A 17,707-nucleotide genomic window follows, 5' to 3' on the forward strand; every position below is an offset into this window, starting at 1 on the left:
GCGAGCCTGCTCGCGAAGGCGGTAGGTCAGTCAATACCCAGGCTGACTGATACACCGCTTTCGCGAGCAAGCTCGCTCCCACAGTTCGGGATTTGTATTGCTCAGGGTTCCAGGCCGATGCGGAAGAACTCGCCGCCGCTCCACACACCGAGCCAGCACTGGCCATCGATCTCGCGACTGACCGCCAGCTCTACCAGTTGATAGAACACATTGCGGTGGATCAGCGCTTCAAGGTTGGTGCGCACATGCACGTAAGGCGCCGGCTCCTGGGTCACGGGATCAATCTCAACCCGGATCGGATGCGCCGGCCCGGCCTCGGTGGTTTCATCAACGTTAGTGGTAAAGCGCAACAGCTGCGCCTCCCCTTCGCCTTCAACCTCGACCGCAATCGCCACAAACGGCGCATCGTCGACCTTGATCCCGACCTTCTCGACCGGGGTAATCAGGAAATAATCATCGCCGTCGCGGCGCATGATCGTGGAGAACAATTTGACCATCGGCTTGCGCCCGATCGGCGTGCCCAGGTAATACCAGGTGCCGTCGCGGGCGATGCGCATGTCGATGTCGCCGCAGAAGTCCGGATTCCACAAGTGCACCGGCGGCAAGCCTTTGGTTTTCGGGATCTGTCCCAACAGGTCATTGGCTTTTTGCGGGCCACTCATGGCGTTCTCCTTGAATTATTGGTCGCCGACTCCCAACAGGCTGCGCGCGTACTGGGCCAGCGGCGGGCCGATCAGGTCTTCGGGTTTATTGTCGTGGAACGTCAGTAAACCGCCACGACTCTTGATCCGTGCAGTATCAATCAAATACTGGGTGCTGGTCTCGATCAACATGATCTGAATCACACCGCCGTCGATGCCGAGGCGATCAACCGCTTCTTCATCGAGCCACTCATCGGAGTTGCCGATGCGATCGTCAGCCTTGGCGAAACGCGTGTACAGCAGATAGTGCGCACCAGCATCGCGAGCTTCGCCCATCGCCTGATCCAGGCCTTCCGGCGCGCGAGCACGGCGGACCATCGGGAAGTACTCGACGAAGCCTTTGAAGGCTTCTTCGGCCACCACGTTCGGGCGCGGGTAGGAACCGCCCGGCGGTGCGAACGCGCCTTGGGCAATGTAGATGAACGAGTCCGGCTGAATGCGGAAGTTGTTCACGCGACGGCTGTCGCTATGATCCAGCAAGCCCGCGTCGCTCATCTGGTAGCGAGTGCCTTCGGCCATATCGCTGACAGTCATACAGCCGCCAAGCGCCAAAACGGCCAGCAGCAAAACCAGGCTACGCATCCTATTCCTCCAGAGGCCGGTGACGGAAAACCGGCGAATGGCCGTAGGATGCAGCTTTTGCGCCAGCTCTGGTTCTTCGTTGATTGATAAATCGTATTCGCGAGCAAGCTCGCTCCCACCAGTGGAATGCATTCCAAGGTGGGAGCGAGCCTGCTCGCGAATAGGGGGATGTCAGCCGCCGATAATCTTCATGATCGTTGCGCCACCGGAGAACGCCACTTCCTGCTTGTCGCCCAACGCTTTGACCAGCAAACGCTGGAGCGCTGGCAAGGCCTGATGACGCGGCTTATCGAGCAAATCGCCGACATAGTGACGGTTGCTCGACGACAGGCAACCATGTAGCCAACCGGTCGACGACAGGCGCAAGCGCGAGCAGGTCCGGCAGAACGGCACGCTTTCGTTGGCGATCACGCCAAAGTTGCCCAGGCCAGGAATCGCATAGCGCACCGCCGTAGCGTCCACTGGCGCGTCGGTTTGCGCGTACTCGTAACGTTCGCCAATCAGCTGCAGCAATTGCTGCAGGCTGACGAACTGTTGCAGGAACGCATTGGAGTCCTTGGCCAGATGGCCCATGCGCATCAGCTCGATAAAGCGCAGCTCATATCCGCGTTCGAGGCAGTAATCCAGCAGCGGCATCACCTGGTCGAGGTTCTGCCCACGCAACGGCACCATGTTGACCTTGATCTTCATCCCCGCCGCTTTCGCCTGATCCATGCCGTCGAGCACGGTGGCCAGATCGCCGCCACGGGCGATGCTGCGGAAAGCACCGGCGTCGAGGGTATCGAGGGACACGTTGATCCGGCGCAGACCGGCATCCACCAGCAGCGGCAGTTTTTTTGCAAGGAGTTGACCGTTGGTGGTCAGGCTGATGTCTTCCAGGCCCATCTTGCCGACAGCGGTCATGAACGATTCGAGTTTGGGGCTGACCAGCGGCTCGCCACCGGTAATTCGCAGCCGCTCGATGCCGGCGGCCTCGATCAGATACGCCACGCCACGCGCCATGGCCTCAGCCGACAGCTCATCCTGCGCAGCCACCAGCCGCTTGCCGTTGGGCACGCAGTAGGTACACGCGTAATTGCAGGCTGAAGTCAGACTGATCCGCAAATTGCGAAAACGCCTGCCTTGACGGTCAACGATCATGATCACTCCGGCGATAGAAAATCGAGCCGCTAAAACTTGACTCACAAATCAAGTTTTAGCAAGCCCTATGCCTGAGTATATTCCTGCGTTACTGCGTCATGTAGCGAAATCATGGCGCAATAAGGCGGCTGAATGGCTCAGCTGCTTGGCGTTTCCGGGTCACGCTTGCGTTTGTTGCCCATGCGCACGCCAATGTCCATCAGGAATTGGAAGAAACCTTCCTGATCTTCCAGCACATTGCTCCAGAACGGCGAGTGATACAGCGCAACAGCGCCGTGCACCAGCGCCCAGGACGCGCAGTAGTGGAAGTATGGCGGCACGTCTTCGAGCTTGCCTTCGCTGATGCGGCCCTTGATCAACAGGGTCAGGCGTTCGAAGTTCGAGGCACGGATCTTGTGCAACTCCTCGACCATTTCCGGCACCTGATTGCCTTTGACGACCTTCTCTTCGAGACGGTCGAACAGGCGATAACGCTGCGGGTCGCGCATGCGGAATTCGAAGTAGGCGCGGGACAGCGCTTCCTTGTCCTTGTCGACATCGGCCGAATGCAGCAGCTCGTTCAAATCACGCTCGTAATCGAGCATGAGGCGCAGATAGATCTCGGCCTTGGATTTGAAGTGCTTGTAGATCGTGCCTTTGCCGATACCCACGGCATCAGCAATCATCTCGACGGTGACACTGTCTTCACCTTGGTCGAGGAACAGCTTGAGCGCGGTATCGAGAATTTCTTGCTCGCGGCGACGAAACTCACGGACCTTACGAGGTTCTTTGTGCATAAGAAAAGGTCTGAAGGGTCAAAATTCGAAGCCGCGTATTATGCCTAACTTGCGCAAAAATGCACGGATCATCCGACCATATCTGTGTTTCATGTTCATTTTGAGAACGTTTTGGGCGCAATGAGAACTCAACTGAAGCGAACGTATTCCAAATTTGTTTAAAAACCCCGACCGGCTAACTGGACTGCACGCCAGACTGATCAATACTTGAACTGTCGGGCGACATCTCCCCCAAGTGTCGTGCCGGTAAAGGTACCAAGGGACCGCGTGCCTTTGTTTTACTCCTAATGGTCTTAACCCGGATTCACCCCCCAGAACCCGGGTTTTTTTTGCCTGCGATTTGGCTAAGGCCTACAGGGCAGATTTAACACTGGCCAGCGGGAACAGACGCTTGAAGTTCTCGGTTGTCTGCTCGGCGAAACGCTCGAAGTTTTCCCCACGCAGCATCGCCAGAAACTCCGCCACTTCGCGCACGTACTGCGGCAGGTTCGGCTTGCCGCGATAAGGGATCGGTGCCAGATACGGTGAATCGGTTTCCACCAGCAAGCGATCCGCCGGGACCTTGCTCGCGACGTCGCGCAACGCATCAGCATTGCGGAACGTGACAATACCCGACAGGGAAATGTAATAACCCATGTCAAGTGCAGCCTTGGCCATGCCCCAGTCTTCGGTGAAGCAATGCAGCACACCGGCCTGAGGCAACGCCGCTTCGCGCAGCAATTCAAGGGTATCGGCACGCGCGCCACGGGTGTGGATGATCACCGGTTTGCCGGTCTGCTGCGCTGCTTGCAGGTGCAGACGAAATGACTCCTGCTGCAGTTCGGCGGCTTCCGGCTCATAGTGATAATCGAGGCCGGTCTCACCGATCGCCACGACTTTCGGGTGATTGAGTTCGTGCAACAGCCAGTCCAGCGCTGGCGCCGCACCGGGTTGTACATCGAGCGGATGCACGCCGACCGAACAATCGACATCGTCATAACGCTCAGCCAGGGCTTTGACGTCGGCGGCGTTATCGGCACTCACGCCGATGCACAAGAAGTGCCCTACTCCGCGCTCACGGGCCGCATCCAGTGCAGCATCCAGCGAGCCGTCATGGGCGGCGAGGTCGAGGCGATCAAGGTGACAATGGGAATCTACAAGCATAAAAAGACGGCTACTTACATCGTATGAGTGGGACGGTCGGATTTAAGCGCTCCGGCCAGATGGGTTTCGATGCGACTGCGCGCCGTGTTGTCGCCATCGTTGAACTGTACGCCAACACCGGCAGCGCGATTGCCTTGCGCCCCTTTGGGGGTGATCCACGCGACCTTGCCGGCCACCGGGATCTTCTCGGCCTCGTCCATCAGGTTGAGCAGCATGAACACCTCATCGCCCAAGCGGTAACTCTTGTTGGTCGGGATGAACAAGCCTCCGTTCTTGATAAACGGCATATAAGCGGCGTAGAGCACCGACTTGTCCTTGATGTTCAGGGACAAAATGCCGTTGCGCGGCCCGGGGCTGACGGATTCATTCATGTTGACCTCCACTGCTGACGTTCAGAGTCTAGGTACACATTCTTATCTTTGACCAGGCAATCCCGCCCATTGCACCAACAACGCTTCCAGCAGCAAGGCCGGATTGAGGTTGGCTTTGCTCATGACTTTCTGCCGCTGGGCGAGAATCCAGTCCTGAATCTCGAGGACTTTGCCTTGCGCACTTTTCTGCGCCAGGTATTGCACGACTTTGCGCATGTCGGTCAGACCGAGCCCTGCTTCATCCTGAGTCAATTGATAACGCAGGATCAGGCTCGACCAATCRCAGAACCAGTCAAACAGACGCAGCATCGGAATGCTTTTCCACTCCTCAGCCAGTTGCGTCGGCGATTGCTGCTGCTTGAGCAACTTCTTCACGCCTTCGACCACTTGCGCGCGCTGCTCGCGCACGCCCTGAGACTGCAGACTGACCGCCATCAACGGTGAGCCGGCGGCCAGCGTCAGCAGTTCGACACGTTCGTCTTCGGAGCAGTCCGGCAGCGCCTGAGCCAGCCATTGCAGGCTCATCGCCTCGCCCGGCAGCGGACAGGCCTGCTGCACGCAACGGCTCTTGATCGTTGGCAGCAAGCGGCTGGTCTGGTGGCTGACCAACAGCAGAACGGTATCGCCGGAAGGCTCTTCAAGGCTCTTGAGCAAGGCGTTGGCGGCATTGATGTTCATCGACTCGACCGGCTCGATCAGCACCACTTTGCGCCCGCCCAGTTGCGCGGTCTGCACCACGAAGCTGACCAGATCGCGGACCTGATCGACCTTGATCGCCTTATCGGCTTCTTCCGGTTCGAGAATGTAATTATCGGGGTGACTGCCGGCCTTGAGCAGCAGGCAGGATTTGCACTCGCCGCAGGCTTCCGGCGTCGGCCGCTGGCACAACAGGCTGGCCATCAAGCGTTCGGCCAGCGCACGTTTGCCGATGCCGGCCGGGCCATGCAGCAGATAGGCGTGGGCGTGCTGTTTACGCCCGGCCAGTTGCTGCCAGAGGCTGTCCTGCCATGGATAGGCCTCAGCCACGGGCCAGCTCCAGCAAATTCGGAATCAGGGTATCCAGCGATTGTTGAACCTTGGCCAGTGGCTGACCGGCATCGATGCGCACATAGCGCGCGGGATCGGCTTCGGCGCGCTTCAGAAACGCATTGCGTACAGCCTCGAAAAACGCCCGGCCTTCCAGTTCGAAACGATCCAGACGGCCACGGGCACTGGCGCGGGCCAGGCCGATTTCTACCGGCAGATCGAAAATCAGCGTCAGATCCGGACGCAGGTCGCCCTGCACGAAAGTTTCCAGTGTGGCGATGCGCTCCAGCGACAAACCGCGACCGCCGCCCTGATAGGCGTAAGTCGAGTCGGTGAAACGATCACACAGCACTACCGCCCCCCGGGCCAGCGCCGGTCGAATCACTTCAGCCAGGTGCTGAGCGCGCGCGGCGAATACCAGCAACAACTCGGCGTCCGGGTTCATGACCTCGTCGGCCGGCGCCAGCAGCACGTCGCGAATCCGCTCTGCCAATGGCGTGCCACCCGGCTCGCGGGTCAGCACCACTTCGATACCGGCGGCGCGCAGGCGCTCGGCAAGGTATTCGCGGTTAGTGCTTTTGCCGGCGCCTTCCGGGCCTTCCAGGGTAATAAACAAGCCAGTCACAGGCAGTCCTTAATCAAAGTCATTGCGTGTTTTGTGGGGCGGCGGCTTCTGGAGCCGGCGCAGGCTCCTGAGGCGTAACTTGCGGCAACGCTTCCGGGGCGGTATCCGGAGAGGCGGCAGGAATCGCCTCCTCGGCAGCCGGAGCGGCTTCAGGGGTTATCGCCGGCGCCGGGCTGGAACGGTAATCGGCACGGCGCTTGAGCTGGTACTCACGCACCGCGTTATTGTGCGCATCCAGATCGTCAGAGAACACATGGCTGCCATCGCCACGTGCAACGAAGTACAGGCTGGTGCCGTCCACAGGATTCAGTGCCGCGTGAATCGCTTCACGCCCGACCATCGCAATCGGAGTCGGTGGCAGGCCGGGAATTACGTAGGTGTTGTAAGGCGTCGGCTCTTTCAAATGCGCCCGAGTCAGCTTGCCGGTGTAGCGATCGCCCAGACCATAGATGACGGTCGGGTCAGTTTGCAGTTGCATGCCCAGGGCCATGCGACGCACGAAGACACCGGCAATCTGCCCACGCTCCTGCGGTACACCGGTTTCCTTTTCGACCAGCGACGCCATGATCAGCGCTTGATAGGGTTCGGTATACGGCACATCGGCAGAACGACTTTCCCACTCTTTCGCCAGCACTTCGTCGAGGCGATCAAACGCTTTCTTGAGCAACTCGGCATCGGACATGCCGCGCACAAAGCGGTAAGTGTCCGGGAAGAAACGGCCCTCCGGGAACAGCCCTTTATGACCAATCTTCGCCATGACGTCGCTGTCGCTCAAACCGTTGAGGGTTTGCTCGACCTTGTCGTCTTTGGCCAACGCCGCGCGCACTTGATGGAAATTCCAGCCCTCGACCAGCGTCAGGCTGTACTGGACCACTTCACCGCGCTTCCACAAGTCGATCAGACCGTTGACGGTCATGCCCGGCTGCATACGGTATTCGCCGCTATGGATCGGTGTACCGGCGAGATTGAAGCGCCAATAGACTCGCAACCAGAATGCGTCCTTGATGACGCCATCGGTTTCGAGGGAAAGGAACGTACGGGTCGGAGTGGAGCCTTTCGGCACATCCAGCAGTTCTTCCTGCGTGATGTTCAGAGGCTGTTCCAGCGCGGAGTGAATCTTCCAGGCGCTGGCGCCCATCAACAGCCCTGCCAGAACCAGTCCGGTTTCCAGCATCAGCAAAAGTTTACGTCTCACAAATCAGGCATCCAGTAGGGCGCGGGCAATGGTTTGCAGTTTACGGGTGAGCGGGCCAACCGGCCAGCTCAGTGCAGCGTAGGCGCGTACCGGCCAGACGCCATACACGCTGTTGCAGACAAACACTTCATCGGCCCATTGCAGCTGTTCGAGGCTGATGTCGGCGATCTGCGTGGGAATGGCCAGTGACTCGGCCTGAAACAATATTTCGGCGCGCATCACACCGGCAACGCCGCAGCGTTTCAAATCCGGCGTGATCAATACACCGTCGCGCACCAGAAACACATTACTGAACACCCCTTCGATCACTCGACCGGCCTGATCAAGCATCAAGCCTTCGGCGTGCTCGCTGTCCTGCCATTCGGCACGGGCGATGACTTGTTCCAGTCGATTGAGGTGTTTGAGTCCAGCCAGTAAAGGCTGTATGGAGAGTCGCGTGTTACACGGAAACAGACGAATGCCTTGTTCAGCATGCACAGCGGGATAAGCTGCCGGAGGATTGCCTTGCAGAATACGTCGGCCAGGCGCCGCCGGATCAGGTGCGTAACCGCGCAGACCGTCGCCACGGGTGAGGATCAGCTTGAGTACACCCTCGCCCATCGCTGCCGCATAACTCAGCAGCTCGTGGCGAACCCGTTCGATATCGGCGGCGATGGCCAGACGCGAACAACCATCGGCCAGACGCGTCAGGTGCCGATCCAGCAGGATCGGCTGTCCATCACGCACGGCGATGGTCTCGAACAGACCGTCGCCGTAAGCCAGGCCGCGATCTTTCAGCGACAGAGCGTCAGCCGGTTGACCGTCGACCCAGCTGTCCATCAGCCCGCGAACCGACGGAACGCCAAGGTGCCGTTGGTGCCGCCAAAACCGAAGGAGTTGGACAGCACGACATCGATGTCCATGTTGCGCGCAGTGTGCGGCACGAAATCGAGATCGCAGCCTTCATCCGGCTCATCGAGGTTGATGGTCGGCGGTGCCACTTGGCTGTTGATCGCAAGAACGCTGAAGATCGCTTCAACCGCGCCCGCCGCACCTAACAGGTGACCGGTCATCGATTTGGTCGAGCTCACTGCCAGTTTGTAGGCGTGATCACCGAACACGGTCTTGATCGCATTGGCTTCGGCGAGGTCGCCGGCCGAAGTCGAAGTACCGTGAGCGTTGATGTATTGCACTTGATCGGCGTTGATCTTCGCATCACGCAGCGCGTTGGTGATGCAGCGTGCTGCACCGGCGCCGTCGGCAGGTGGCGAGGTCATGTGGAACGCGTCGCCACTGGTGCCAAAGCCGATGAGTTCGGCATAGATGGTCGCGCCGCGCGCCTTGGCGTGTTCCAGCTCTTCGAGAACCAGTGCACCGGCACCGTCGGACAGGACGAAACCATCACGGCCCTTGTCCCATGGACGGCTGGCGCGGGTCGGTTCGTCATTGCGGGTCGACAGTGCACGGGACGCGCCGAAGCCACCCATGCCCAGACCGCATGCGGCCATTTCGGCACCGCCGGCAATCATCACGTCGGCTTCGTCGTACATGATGTTGCGCGCCGCCATGCCGATGCAGTGCGTACCGGTGGTACATGCAGTGGCGATGGCGTAGTTAGGTCCCTGTGCCCCCAGATGGATGGACAGGAAACCGGAAATCATATTGATGATCGAGCCAGGTACGAAGAATGGCGAGATTCGACGCGGGCCCGTCTCATGCAGGGTACGGCTGGTTTCTTCGATGTTGGTCAGACCGCCGATCCCCGAACCCATGGCCACGCCAATGCGTTCACGGTTGGCGTCGGTGACTTCCAGACCAGCGTTGCGTACAGCCTGAAAGCCGGCAGCGAGACCGTACTGAATGAACAGGTCGAGCTTGCGCGCTTCCTTGACCGACAGGTATTCCTCGACATTGAAGCCCTTTACCGAGCCGCCAAAGCGGGTGGAATAGGCAGAAAGGTCGGTGTGTTCGATCAGACCAATGCCACTGCGGCCAGCCAGAATGCCCTGCCAACTGCTCGGCACATCCGTGCCCAGTGGCGACAACATACCCATACCGGTGACTACGACGCGTCTACGCGACACAGCACTCTCCTTTTTCAAATGACGATTTTGCATCAGGCCTAAAGAAAAAACCGCACGCCATGATGGCAGTGCGGTTTTTCCATGACAGCAAACAACGATTACAAACTATTACGCCTGGTGGCTAGTAACGTAGTCGATTGCAGCTTGTACAGTAGTGATCTTTTCAGCTTCTTCGTCAGGGATTTCGGTCTCGAATTCCTCTTCCAGAGCCATCACCAGCTCAACGGTGTCAAGGGAGTCGGCACCCAGGTCTTCTACGAAGGAAGCAGTGTTGACCACTTCTTCTTCTTTAACACCCAGTTGCTCGGCAACGATTTTCTTGACGCGCTCTTCGATGGTGCTCATACCTTGTTTTCACTCCTAATGGACAAATTCAGGCAGCTGGCCAGTGGGTAAGTGTATAGAAAGACTTTTCAGTTTTTCAACTGAAAGCTTCACTCCTCAAACCCTGCAGCCCTCTGCCTATAAATAGATTGCAGCTTTATAACGGATTTTAGACAGCTCGTATGACATTTTTTTGAAGCAATCCGTCACATTTTACTTACATGTACATCCCACCGTTCACCGGGATTGTAGCCCCAGTGACGTATGCCGCACCGTCGGATGCAAGAAAAGCGACCACAGACGCGATCTCTTGAGCTTGCCCCAGACGACCCAGCGGAATCTGCGTCTGCAAGGCTTCACGCTGTGCTTCAGGCAGTTCGCGCGTCATATCGGTGTCGATAAACCCTGGGGTTACCGAGTTGACCGTAATCGAACGCGAACCGACTTCACGCGCCATCGCACGGCTGAAACCTTCCAGACCGGCCTTGGCGGCTGCATAGTTTACTTGGCCAGCGTTGCCCATGGCACCCACCACCGAGCCAATACTGATAATTCGACCCCAACGCGCCTTGGTCATGCCGCGCAGAACGCCCTTGGACAGGCGATACAGACTGTTCAGGTTGGTATCGATCACGTCGTACCACTCGTCGTCTTTCATGCGCATCATCAGGTTATCGCGGGTGATGCCGGCATTATTGACCAGGATTGCCACCGGCGCACCGAACTGTTCCTGAATACCCGCCAGCACTGCACTGACCGATTCATCGCTGGTGACATTGAGTTCGAAGCCAGCGCCCTGAATACCGTTTTCCTTCAGGGTCGCAGCGATACGCTCGGCACCCGAAGCGGAAGTCGCGGTGCCAATGACGATGGCGCCCTGACGACCCAGTTCCAGCGCGATAGCCTGGCCGATGCCGCGGCTTGCACCGGTGACCAGTGCAACTTTACCTTGCAGACTCATGCAAGTTTCTCCTGATTCAGGCTTGCGCCGCACGAGCGGCAGCGAAAGCGTCTGGGGTATTGAGGTTGGAAGTCGCCACGCCTTCGGCGCAACGCTTGTTCAGGCCGGCCAGGACTTTGCCCGGGCCGCATTCGACCAGATTGGTCGCGCCTTTGGCGGCCAGGGTCTGTACCGACTCGACCCAGCGCACTGGCTTGTACAGTTGTTCGAGCAGATCACGCTTGAGGGTTTCCAGATCAGCCGGCACTTGCGCGCTGACGTTCTGTACCACCGGGATCTGCGGCGCCTGCCAGTCGATGGCGGCGATGGATTCGGCAAAGCGCTCGGCGGCCGGACGCATCAGCTCGCAGTGCGACGGCACGCTCACCGGCAGCGGCATGACACGCTTGGCGCCACGCGCCTTGCAGCCTTCGATGGCGCGCTCGACGGCAGCCTTGGCTCCGGCAATGACCACCTGGCCCGGCGAGTTGAAGTTGACCGCGCTGACCACTTCACCTTGCGCCGCTTCGGCGCAGGCAGCCAGCACATCGGCATCTTCCAGACCGAGGATGGCAGCCATGCCGCCCTGCCCGGCCGGAACAGCTTCCTGCATCAACTGACCGCGACGCTCGACGAGCTTCACCGCATCAGCCAGTGTCAGGCTGCCGGCAGCAACCAGCGCGCTGTATTCACCCAGACTGTGACCGGCAACAAAAGCCGGACGCGCACCACCTTCAGCCAGCCACAGACGCCACAGGGCGATCGAAGCGGTCAGAATGGCCGGTTGGGTTTTATCGGTTTGATTGAGCAGCTCTTCCGGGCCCTGCTGGGTCAGCGCCCACAGGTCATAGCCCAGAGCCTCAGAGGCTTCTTTGAAAGTTTCGAGGATCAACGGATATTCCGCGCCCAACTCGGCCAGCATGCCGAGGGACTGCGAACCTTGTCCTGGAAAGACGAATGCGAGGGAAGCAGACATGTAACAAGCCCCTAATGATCTTGTCGTCGGAAAATGGCGCCCCACTGGGGACGCAAGAAACTGACAGTTGGATGGCCCTTTGAACCGGGCGGTCACATTTAAGCATTGTCCGACGAAAACGCCTAAGACAACAAATCCTCCAGACGGCCATGGAGACGCTCGGGAAGATTTTCCTGAATCTCGATCAGCGCACGGGAAATAGCACTCTGAAAGCCCTGAACACCGGCCGAACCGTGGCTTTTCACCACGATACCCTGCAAGCCGAGAAAGCTTGCGCCGTTATGTCGCGCCGGCGCCAGATCCGCCTGCAAACGTTTCATCAGCGGCAACGCCAACGCCCCCACGGCACGGGAGGCCAGATTCTTTTTGAACAGCGCCTCGATACGCGCAGCAATCATCGTCGCCAGACCTTCGCTGGACTTGAGCAGGATGTTGCCAACGAAACCATCGCACACCACAACATCCGCCTCGCCGCGATACAAACCATCGCCTTCGATAAAGCCGATGTAATTGATGCCACGGGCAGCCTGCAACAGCGTCGCAGCCAGCTTGACCTGCTGATTGCCCTTAATGTCTTCGGTGCCGATGTTCAGCAGCGCGACGCGCGGGCGATGGATGCCCAGCGTTTGCGCCGCAACAGAACCCATCACCGCAAACTGCAGCAAATGCTCGGCGCTGCAATCGACGTTGGCGCCCAGATCAAGCAACTGGCAATAACCCTTCTGCGTCGGGATAGCCGCCACCATTGCCGGCCGATCAATACCGGGCAGCGTCTTCAGCACGAATCGTGACAGCGCCATCAACGCACCGGTATTGCCGGCGCTGACACAGGCCTGAGCCTTGCCGTCACGCACCAGCTCAAGGGCGACACGCATCGACGAGTCCGGCTTGCCACGCAACGCCTGGGTCGGTTTTTCGTCCATGGTGATGACTTCGCTGGCCGCAACAATCGTCAGGCGCGCGCGATCGGCAGCCGATTGGCCGTGGATCAATTCTTCAAGAAGGGAGGGTTGACCGACGAGGGTCAGGTGCAGCGAGGGCGTAGCAGACAGGCAAGCAAGGCTGGCCTGAACAATGCTGCGGGGACCGAAGTCCCCGCCCATTGCGTCAATCGCGATGACTTGAGCGGACAAGTGATTACTCGTCAGCGCCCTTGTCGATCACTTTACGGCCACGGTATACGCCTTCTGGCGATACGTGGTGACGCAGGTGAACTTCACCAGTGGTTTTTTCTACAGACAGGGTGCTAGCCTCGAGAGCGTCGTGCGAACGGCGCATGTCACGGGCAGAGCGGGATTTTTTGTTCTGCTGAACAGCCATAATTGATTAACTCCTAAACGTTTGGGTCACGCTTTAACTGCGCCAATACACTGAACGGGTTGGACCGCGTTACCTCGTCCTCGCTCGGTTCGGGCTCATCTGCTCCCGCCGGCTGCTGGCATTCTTCCGGATGATGAGCAGGCACAATAGGCAAGGCAAGCAAAAGCTCTTCCTCGACCAGTGACTGCAGATCCAATGGATCTTCGCCCAGTTCCAGCACGTCATAACCTTTCGGTAACGACTGGGTATTCGCACCCTCCTTCACTACAGCGTAACTGCATTCGCTGTGGATCGGCAGGGTGACCAGCTCAAGACAACGCTGGCAAACCATTTTGACCTCGGTGTCGATAAAGCTGTGGATCACCACAGATTTACGTTCATCTCGTTCAAAAACGAATTTCGCCTGCACCGTACCGACATCGTCGGAAAGCGGGTCGCAGAGTCTCTTCAAATCGGCCAGCAGCAGTTCACCTTGAAGGGTGGTGCCACGGTCAGCCAATTTGCGCGGGTCAACGTGAGGTGGAATCGGGTCATTCAACATAGGCGCAGCATTATAGGGATGCACCCACCCATGTCAAAGGAAATTGTGCCCTGTCCGTCACTTGCGTGCCTCCGCTAGAATTCGCACCTGCCTCAGGAGACGCGAATGCTGCCTTTATTACTTGCTTCAAGCTCGACCTATCGTCGGGAATTGCTCGCCCGCCTGCACCTACCGTTCGTCTGCAGCTCGCCGGATATCGATGAAAGTCACCGCCCGGGCGAATCGGCGATCGAACTGGTCAAGCGCCTCGCCGAACAAAAAGCCCGGGCATTGGCTGACAGCTATTCCGCCCATCTGATTATCGGCTCGGACCAGGTTGCCGTGCTCGGCGAGCAGATCATCGGCAAGCCGCACACCTTTGAGAAGGCGCGCGAGCAACTGATGGCCGCCAGCGGTGCCAGCGTAACGTTCCTCACCGGCCTGGCTCTGCTTAACAGCCAGACCGGCCAATGCCAGGTCGACTGTGTGCCGTTCACCGTGCACATGCGCCAACTCGATCAGGCGCGCATTGAGCGCTACCTGCGACTGGAGCAGCCCTACGATTGCGCGGGCAGCTTCAAGGCTGAAGGACTCGGCGTGAGCCTGTTTCAATCCACCGAAGGCCCTGACGCCACCAGCCTGATCGGCCTGCCGCTGATTCGCCTGATCGACATGCTACTGGTTGAAGGCGTGCAAATCCCCTGACCCACAAAAAACCGGCCATCAAGGCCGGTTTCTTTATGCCGCGACTTTTTAACGCAACGACGGCCCGTGGAAACCCATCCACATCGCCAACTGCTCAGCCACACTGGCGCCGAGCTTCTTCGAGAAGCGATCGAACGGCGACTCCTGAACGGTGAAGTCGACCAGCTCCTTCTCGCCAATCACATCACGCGCCACCGAACTGGCATTGCCCAGACCATCGATCAAGCCCAGCGGCAGCGCTTGCTCACCCGACCAGACCAGCCCGGAGAACAGCTCCGGATGCTCTTTGTCTTTCAGACGATCGCCACGCCCCTGCTTGACGCTGTTGATGAACTGCTTGTGCGTGGTGTCCAACACCGTTTGCCAGAAGGCCGTTTCATCAGACTTCTGCGGCTGGAACGGGTCAAGGAACGACTTGTGCTCGCCCGAGGTGTACGTGCGACGCTCGACACCCAGCTTCTCCATGGTGCCGACAAAGCCGTAACCGGCCGCCGTCACACCAATCGAGCCAACCAGACTCGCCTTGTCGGCATAGATCTGATCCGCCGCACTGGCAATGTAATAAGCACCGGAGGCGCCCAGATCGGAAATCACCGCGTAAAGCTTGATCTCCGGATGCAGACCGCGCAGACGCTTGATCTCGTCATACACATAACCCGATTGCACCGGACTGCCGCCAGGACTGTTGATGCGCAGGATCACGCCTTTGACCTTCTTGTCCTCGAACGCCGCCCGCAGGCTGCCAACAATGTTGTCGGCACTGGCCGGCTCTTTGTCGGCGATCATGCCGGTGACGTCGATCAACGCGGTGTAGTTCGGCCCGCGCGTGGCGCTCTTTTCCATGTCCATCAGCGGCGTGAACAGGATCAGCGCCACAAACAGATAAACAAACGTCAGCAGCTTGAAGAAAATCCCCCAACGCCGCGAACGACGCTGTTCCTGAACACCAGCCAGCAGAGTCTTTTCCAACAGCTTCCAGCTTTTTTCGTCACCGCCGTCGGCACTTGCCTTGGCCGGTGCTTTCCATTCGTCGGTCATGCCATCCACCCCAGCAAAAACGTATTAAGCCTGCTTCCCCAGCCAGGCATGCAATTCGGAAAAACGGTCGATCGACAGACGTGGCTCGAATTGTTGCAGCGATTCGATCGATTGCGCGCCATAACTGACCGCCACCGAATCCATCCCCGCATTACGCGCCATCAACAGATCAAAGGACGAATCGCCGACCATCAATGCCTGCTCCGGGCGTACACCACAATGAGCAAGGATCTGCTCCAGCATCAGAGGGTGCGGCTTGCTCGCAGTTTCATCGGCGGCGCGGGTGATATCGAAATAATCTTCCCAGCCATTGGCCTTGAGCACCCGATCCAGTCCGCGACGATTCTTGCCGGTCGCCACCGCGAGGTGATAACCCTGCTCGCGAAAGGACGCCATCGACTCGACTACGCCCTCGAACAACGGCGAAGGCACAGCTTCTGCGGCGATGTAGTGATCGGCGTAATACTCGCGAAACGCGGTCATTTCGGCATCACTGATCTCGGGATACAGCGTGCGAATCGCCTCGGGCAAGCCCAGACCGATGATGCCTTTGACGGCAAAGTCGTCGCGCAACTCGAAACCGGAGCGCCCGGACGCCGAATGCATGGCTTCGACGATCCGGTGAATGGAGTCAGCCAGCGTGCCGTCCCAATCGAAAATCAGCAGTTTGTAATCAGATGGGCGCACTCAATCGCTCCACGGTCTTGGCCCACATTTCATCGACCGGTGCCTGCAAGGTCAGCTTGCCGCCATCGGGCAGCGGCACGGTCAGCATGTAGGCGTGCAGGAACAGGCGCTTACCGCCCAGATCACGGATTTCCTTGGTGAAATCCTCATCGCCATACTTGCTGTCGCCAGCAATGCAATGACCGGCATGCAAGGTGTGCACGCGAATCTGGTGGGTGCGACCGGTAACCGGTTTAGCCTCGACCATGGTGGCAAAATCACCGAAACGGCGCAGCACCTTGAACATTGTCAGGGCTTCTTTGCCCTCGTCATTGACTTCGACCATGCGCTCGCCGGAACGCAGATTGCTCTTGAGCAATGGCGCGCTGACTTTCTTGATCGAGGTCGCCCAGTTGCCGCGCACCAGCGCCATGTAGCGCTTGTCGACGCCATCGCCGCGCAATTGCTCGTGCAAGTGACGGAGCATGCTGCGTTTTTTGGCGATCATCAGCAGGCCGGAGGTGTCACGGTCGAGACGGTGTACCAGCTCCAGCTCCTTGGCATCGGGACGCAACTGACGAAAGGCTTCGATCACACCGAAATTCAAGCCACTGCCACCGTGAACCGCAATGCCGGCGGGCTTATTGATCACGATCAGGGCTTTGTCTTCGAAGACAATCGAGGCTTCCAGGCGCTGCAACAGACCCTGTGCCAGCGGCACCGGTTCATCGCGCTCAGGCACGCGAACCGGCGGCACGCGCACGATATCACCGGCCTGCAGCTTGTATTCGGGCTTGATCCGACCTTTGTTCACACGCACTTCGCCTTTACGCAAAATGCGGTAAATCAAGGTCTTGGGCACGCCTTTGAGCCGGGCGAGGAGAAAGTTGTCGATTCGTTGGCCGGCATACTCCGGCGAGACTTCAAGCAATTGAACGCCTGGAGTCGAAGGGGCAGTAGTTGTCATGCCGCGGATGATAACAATTTTTATGGAATTGAAGCACTTAATCATTGCTGCTATAGTCGCGAACGCCGCCAAAAGCGGCCTGGACAGAGGAACCACGGTCAAAAACCGGCCCTGACCAACGCAATTCACCAGGACGCGAGGCCGTCCTACGGGGCTTTCGCTACGTAACGGTGGAGTTTGCAGTTGTAACAAGCGCAGGTGACATGAGGCCTGAATTACACCGTCGAGCAGAGTTTTTACTCGCCTGACAGGCACACATTCAAGGCCAGTTCACAAAGTGCAGTCAGCTGCAGATGACCCCGAGCGAATGCTTCGGAAACAACGCCTGAATTAGCCATGATGCGTGACCTCCCCTTTCGGAGCTCACGGTAAATGCCAACCCGCTGCGGATTCTGCGCGCGGCAGCACCCGAATTATCAGGGATACGTGTAGGGTGGAGATGCACAACCGCTGGACTGTGTAGCAATAGGCTTTATCAAGACGCTTCATCTCGTCCACAGCCGCTGGTTGATTCCTCCTCCTGACTGAGTGCTTAAGTAGCCACAGCAAGCAGGACGCGTACGTCGCTATATCGGCCCAATTGGCCGCATATCGCTGGACACGGGAATGGCCAACCACTCCCGACGCAC

General features: G+C 58.6%; 21 protein-coding genes. 1 reads left to right on the top strand and 20 read right to left on the bottom strand.

Annotation, left to right across the window (positions count from 1 at the left end; all coding sequences use genetic code 11):
- Positions 1–101 precede the first annotated feature (101 nt).
- The 17 genes from AC1DVF_RS09535 to AC1DVF_RS09615 form a co-directional block, all read right to left on the bottom strand.
- A complete protein-coding gene (locus AC1DVF_RS09535) occupies positions 102–662 on the bottom strand; it encodes a DUF1285 domain-containing protein (protein WP_477782375.1) in 561 nt (186 codons plus the stop codon).
- Positions 663–677: 15 nt separating this feature from the next.
- Positions 678–1,283 (bottom strand): DUF4823 domain-containing protein, encoded by a 606-nt coding sequence (locus AC1DVF_RS09540; protein ID WP_093435410.1) that lies wholly within the window; start codon positions 1,281–1,283, stop codon positions 678–680.
- A gap of 171 nt (positions 1,284–1,454) precedes the next feature.
- A complete protein-coding gene (locus AC1DVF_RS09545; RefSeq protein ID WP_477782376.1) occupies positions 1,455–2,423 on the bottom strand; it encodes a GTP 3',8-cyclase MoaA in 969 nt (322 codons plus the stop codon).
- Between the two features lie 137 nt (positions 2,424–2,560).
- Positions 2,561–3,199, bottom strand: a complete 639-nt coding sequence (locus AC1DVF_RS09550) for a TetR/AcrR family transcriptional regulator (RefSeq protein ID WP_007908276.1) — start codon at positions 3,197–3,199, stop codon at positions 2,561–2,563.
- 351 nt (positions 3,200–3,550) lie between these two features.
- On the bottom strand, positions 3,551–4,342 hold the full coding sequence (locus AC1DVF_RS09555; RefSeq protein WP_460129788.1) for a TatD family hydrolase: 792 nt from the start codon (positions 4,340–4,342) through the stop codon (positions 3,551–3,553).
- A gap of 14 nt (positions 4,343–4,356) precedes the next feature.
- Positions 4,357–4,713 (bottom strand): PilZ domain-containing protein, encoded by a 357-nt coding sequence (locus tag AC1DVF_RS09560; protein ID WP_093435417.1) that lies wholly within the window; start codon positions 4,711–4,713, stop codon positions 4,357–4,359.
- A 42-nt stretch (positions 4,714–4,755) separates the two neighbouring features.
- Positions 4,756–5,739: a DNA polymerase III subunit delta' gene (locus AC1DVF_RS09565; RefSeq protein ID WP_095048608.1), complete on the bottom strand. Its 984-nt coding sequence runs from the start codon at positions 5,737–5,739 to the stop codon at positions 4,756–4,758.
- Positions 5,732–6,364, bottom strand: a complete 633-nt coding sequence (gene tmk, locus AC1DVF_RS09570) for a dTMP kinase (protein WP_095048609.1) — start codon at positions 6,362–6,364, stop codon at positions 5,732–5,734. Before tmk ends, AC1DVF_RS09565 begins: the two co-directional genes overlap by 8 nt.
- A gap of 19 nt (positions 6,365–6,383) precedes the next feature.
- Entirely contained in the window at positions 6,384–7,559 is a 1,176-nt protein-coding gene (mltG, locus tag AC1DVF_RS09575) for an endolytic transglycosylase MltG (RefSeq protein ID WP_477782377.1), read from the bottom strand.
- Positions 7,560–7,562: 3 nt separating this feature from the next.
- Positions 7,563–8,378: an aminodeoxychorismate lyase gene (pabC, locus tag AC1DVF_RS09580; RefSeq protein WP_099756907.1), complete on the bottom strand. Its 816-nt coding sequence runs from the start codon at positions 8,376–8,378 to the stop codon at positions 7,563–7,565.
- Positions 8,378–9,622, bottom strand: coding sequence for a beta-ketoacyl-ACP synthase II (gene fabF / locus AC1DVF_RS09585; RefSeq protein ID WP_093435430.1), 1,245 nt, complete (start codon positions 9,620–9,622; stop codon positions 8,378–8,380). Before fabF ends, pabC begins: the two co-directional genes overlap by 1 nt.
- 108 nt (positions 9,623–9,730) lie before the next feature.
- Positions 9,731–9,967, bottom strand: a complete 237-nt coding sequence (acpP, locus tag AC1DVF_RS09590) for an acyl carrier protein (RefSeq protein ID WP_003175607.1) — start codon at positions 9,965–9,967, stop codon at positions 9,731–9,733.
- A 196-nt stretch (positions 9,968–10,163) separates the two neighbouring features.
- The gene (fabG, locus tag AC1DVF_RS09595; RefSeq protein ID WP_034155354.1) at positions 10,164–10,907 is read right to left on the bottom strand and encodes a 3-oxoacyl-ACP reductase FabG; all 744 of its coding nucleotides are present in this window, start codon (positions 10,905–10,907) and stop codon (positions 10,164–10,166) included.
- Between the two features lie 16 nt (positions 10,908–10,923).
- A complete protein-coding gene (gene fabD, locus AC1DVF_RS09600; RefSeq protein WP_477782378.1) occupies positions 10,924–11,862 on the bottom strand; it encodes an ACP S-malonyltransferase in 939 nt (312 codons plus the stop codon).
- 122 nt (positions 11,863–11,984) lie between these two features.
- Positions 11,985–12,995, bottom strand: a complete 1,011-nt coding sequence (gene plsX, locus AC1DVF_RS09605) for a phosphate acyltransferase PlsX (RefSeq protein ID WP_093435433.1) — start codon at positions 12,993–12,995, stop codon at positions 11,985–11,987.
- Between the two features lie 4 nt (positions 12,996–12,999).
- On the bottom strand, positions 13,000–13,182 hold the full coding sequence (rpmF, locus tag AC1DVF_RS09610) for a 50S ribosomal protein L32 (RefSeq protein ID WP_003179396.1): 183 nt from the start codon (positions 13,180–13,182) through the stop codon (positions 13,000–13,002).
- A 13-nt stretch (positions 13,183–13,195) separates the two neighbouring features.
- The gene (locus AC1DVF_RS09615; protein ID WP_038364482.1) at positions 13,196–13,723 is read right to left on the bottom strand and encodes a YceD family protein; all 528 of its coding nucleotides are present in this window, start codon (positions 13,721–13,723) and stop codon (positions 13,196–13,198) included.
- Positions 13,724–13,828: 105 nt separating this feature from the next.
- On the opposite strand from AC1DVF_RS09615, the gene AC1DVF_RS09620 reads away from it, so the two are divergent.
- Positions 13,829–14,407 (top strand): Maf family protein, encoded by a 579-nt coding sequence (locus AC1DVF_RS09620; protein WP_460129791.1) that lies wholly within the window; start codon positions 13,829–13,831, stop codon positions 14,405–14,407.
- Between the two features lie 48 nt (positions 14,408–14,455).
- Here the strand turns inward: AC1DVF_RS09620 and AC1DVF_RS09625 are convergent, their stop codons facing one another.
- Genes AC1DVF_RS09625 through rluC form a run of 3 tightly spaced genes read right to left on the bottom strand, consistent with a single transcriptional unit; the run spans position 14,456 to position 17,078 of the window.
- Positions 14,456–15,445, bottom strand: coding sequence for a S49 family peptidase (locus AC1DVF_RS09625; protein ID WP_095048615.1), 990 nt, complete (start codon positions 15,443–15,445; stop codon positions 14,456–14,458).
- 24 nt (positions 15,446–15,469) lie between these two features.
- Positions 15,470–16,132: an HAD-IA family hydrolase gene (locus tag AC1DVF_RS09630; protein ID WP_099756910.1), complete on the bottom strand. Its 663-nt coding sequence runs from the start codon at positions 16,130–16,132 to the stop codon at positions 15,470–15,472.
- Positions 16,119–17,078 (bottom strand): 23S rRNA pseudouridine(955/2504/2580) synthase RluC, encoded by a 960-nt coding sequence (rluC, locus tag AC1DVF_RS09635; RefSeq protein WP_034155359.1) that lies wholly within the window; start codon positions 17,076–17,078, stop codon positions 16,119–16,121. Before rluC ends, AC1DVF_RS09630 begins: the two co-directional genes overlap by 14 nt.
- Between the last annotated feature and the right edge of the window lie 629 nt (positions 17,079–17,707).

This window comes from Pseudomonas sp. P4_D7, assembly GCF_056401755.1.

What these genes read in the sequence shown, in the direction of transcription:
- AC1DVF_RS09535 (WP_477782375.1), bottom strand. Translation starts at nt 662, where the DNA reads ATGAGTGGCCCGCAAAAAGCCAATGACCTGTTGGGACAGATCCCGAAA.
- AC1DVF_RS09540 (WP_093435410.1), bottom strand. Translation starts at nt 1,283, where the DNA reads ATGCGTAGCCTGGTTTTGCTGCTGGCCGTTTTGGCGCTTGGCGGCTGT.
- AC1DVF_RS09545 (WP_477782376.1), bottom strand. Translation starts at nt 2,423, where the DNA reads ATGATCGTTGACCGTCAAGGCAGGCGTTTTCGCAATTTGCGGATCAGT.
- AC1DVF_RS09550 (WP_007908276.1), bottom strand. Translation starts at nt 3,199, where the DNA reads ATGCACAAAGAACCTCGTAAGGTCCGTGAGTTTCGTCGCCGCGAGCAA.
- AC1DVF_RS09555 (WP_460129788.1), bottom strand. Translation starts at nt 4,342, where the DNA reads ATGCTTGTAGATTCCCATTGTCACCTTGATCGCCTCGACCTCGCCGCC.
- AC1DVF_RS09560 (WP_093435417.1), bottom strand. Translation starts at nt 4,713, where the DNA reads ATGAATGAATCCGTCAGCCCCGGGCCGCGCAACGGCATTTTGTCCCTG.
- pabC (WP_099756907.1), bottom strand. Translation starts at nt 8,378, where the DNA reads ATGGACAGCTGGGTCGACGGTCAACCGGCTGACGCTCTGTCGCTGAAA.
- acpP (WP_003175607.1), bottom strand. Translation starts at nt 9,967, where the DNA reads ATGAGCACCATCGAAGAGCGCGTCAAGAAAATCGTTGCCGAGCAACTG.
- fabG (WP_034155354.1), bottom strand. Translation starts at nt 10,907, where the DNA reads ATGAGTCTGCAAGGTAAAGTTGCACTGGTCACCGGTGCAAGCCGCGGC.
- fabD (WP_477782378.1), bottom strand. Translation starts at nt 11,862, where the DNA reads ATGTCTGCTTCCCTCGCATTCGTCTTTCCAGGACAAGGTTCGCAGTCC.
- rpmF (WP_003179396.1), bottom strand. Translation starts at nt 13,182, where the DNA reads ATGGCTGTTCAGCAGAACAAAAAATCCCGCTCTGCCCGTGACATGCGC.
- AC1DVF_RS09615 (WP_038364482.1), bottom strand. Translation starts at nt 13,723, where the DNA reads ATGTTGAATGACCCGATTCCACCTCACGTTGACCCGCGCAAATTGGCT.
- AC1DVF_RS09620 (WP_460129791.1), top strand. Translation starts at nt 13,829, where the DNA reads ATGCTGCCTTTATTACTTGCTTCAAGCTCGACCTATCGTCGGGAATTG.
- AC1DVF_RS09625 (WP_095048615.1), bottom strand. Translation starts at nt 15,445, where the DNA reads ATGACCGACGAATGGAAAGCACCGGCCAAGGCAAGTGCCGACGGCGGT.
- rluC (WP_034155359.1), bottom strand. Translation starts at nt 17,078, where the DNA reads ATGACAACTACTGCCCCTTCGACTCCAGGCGTTCAATTGCTTGAAGTC.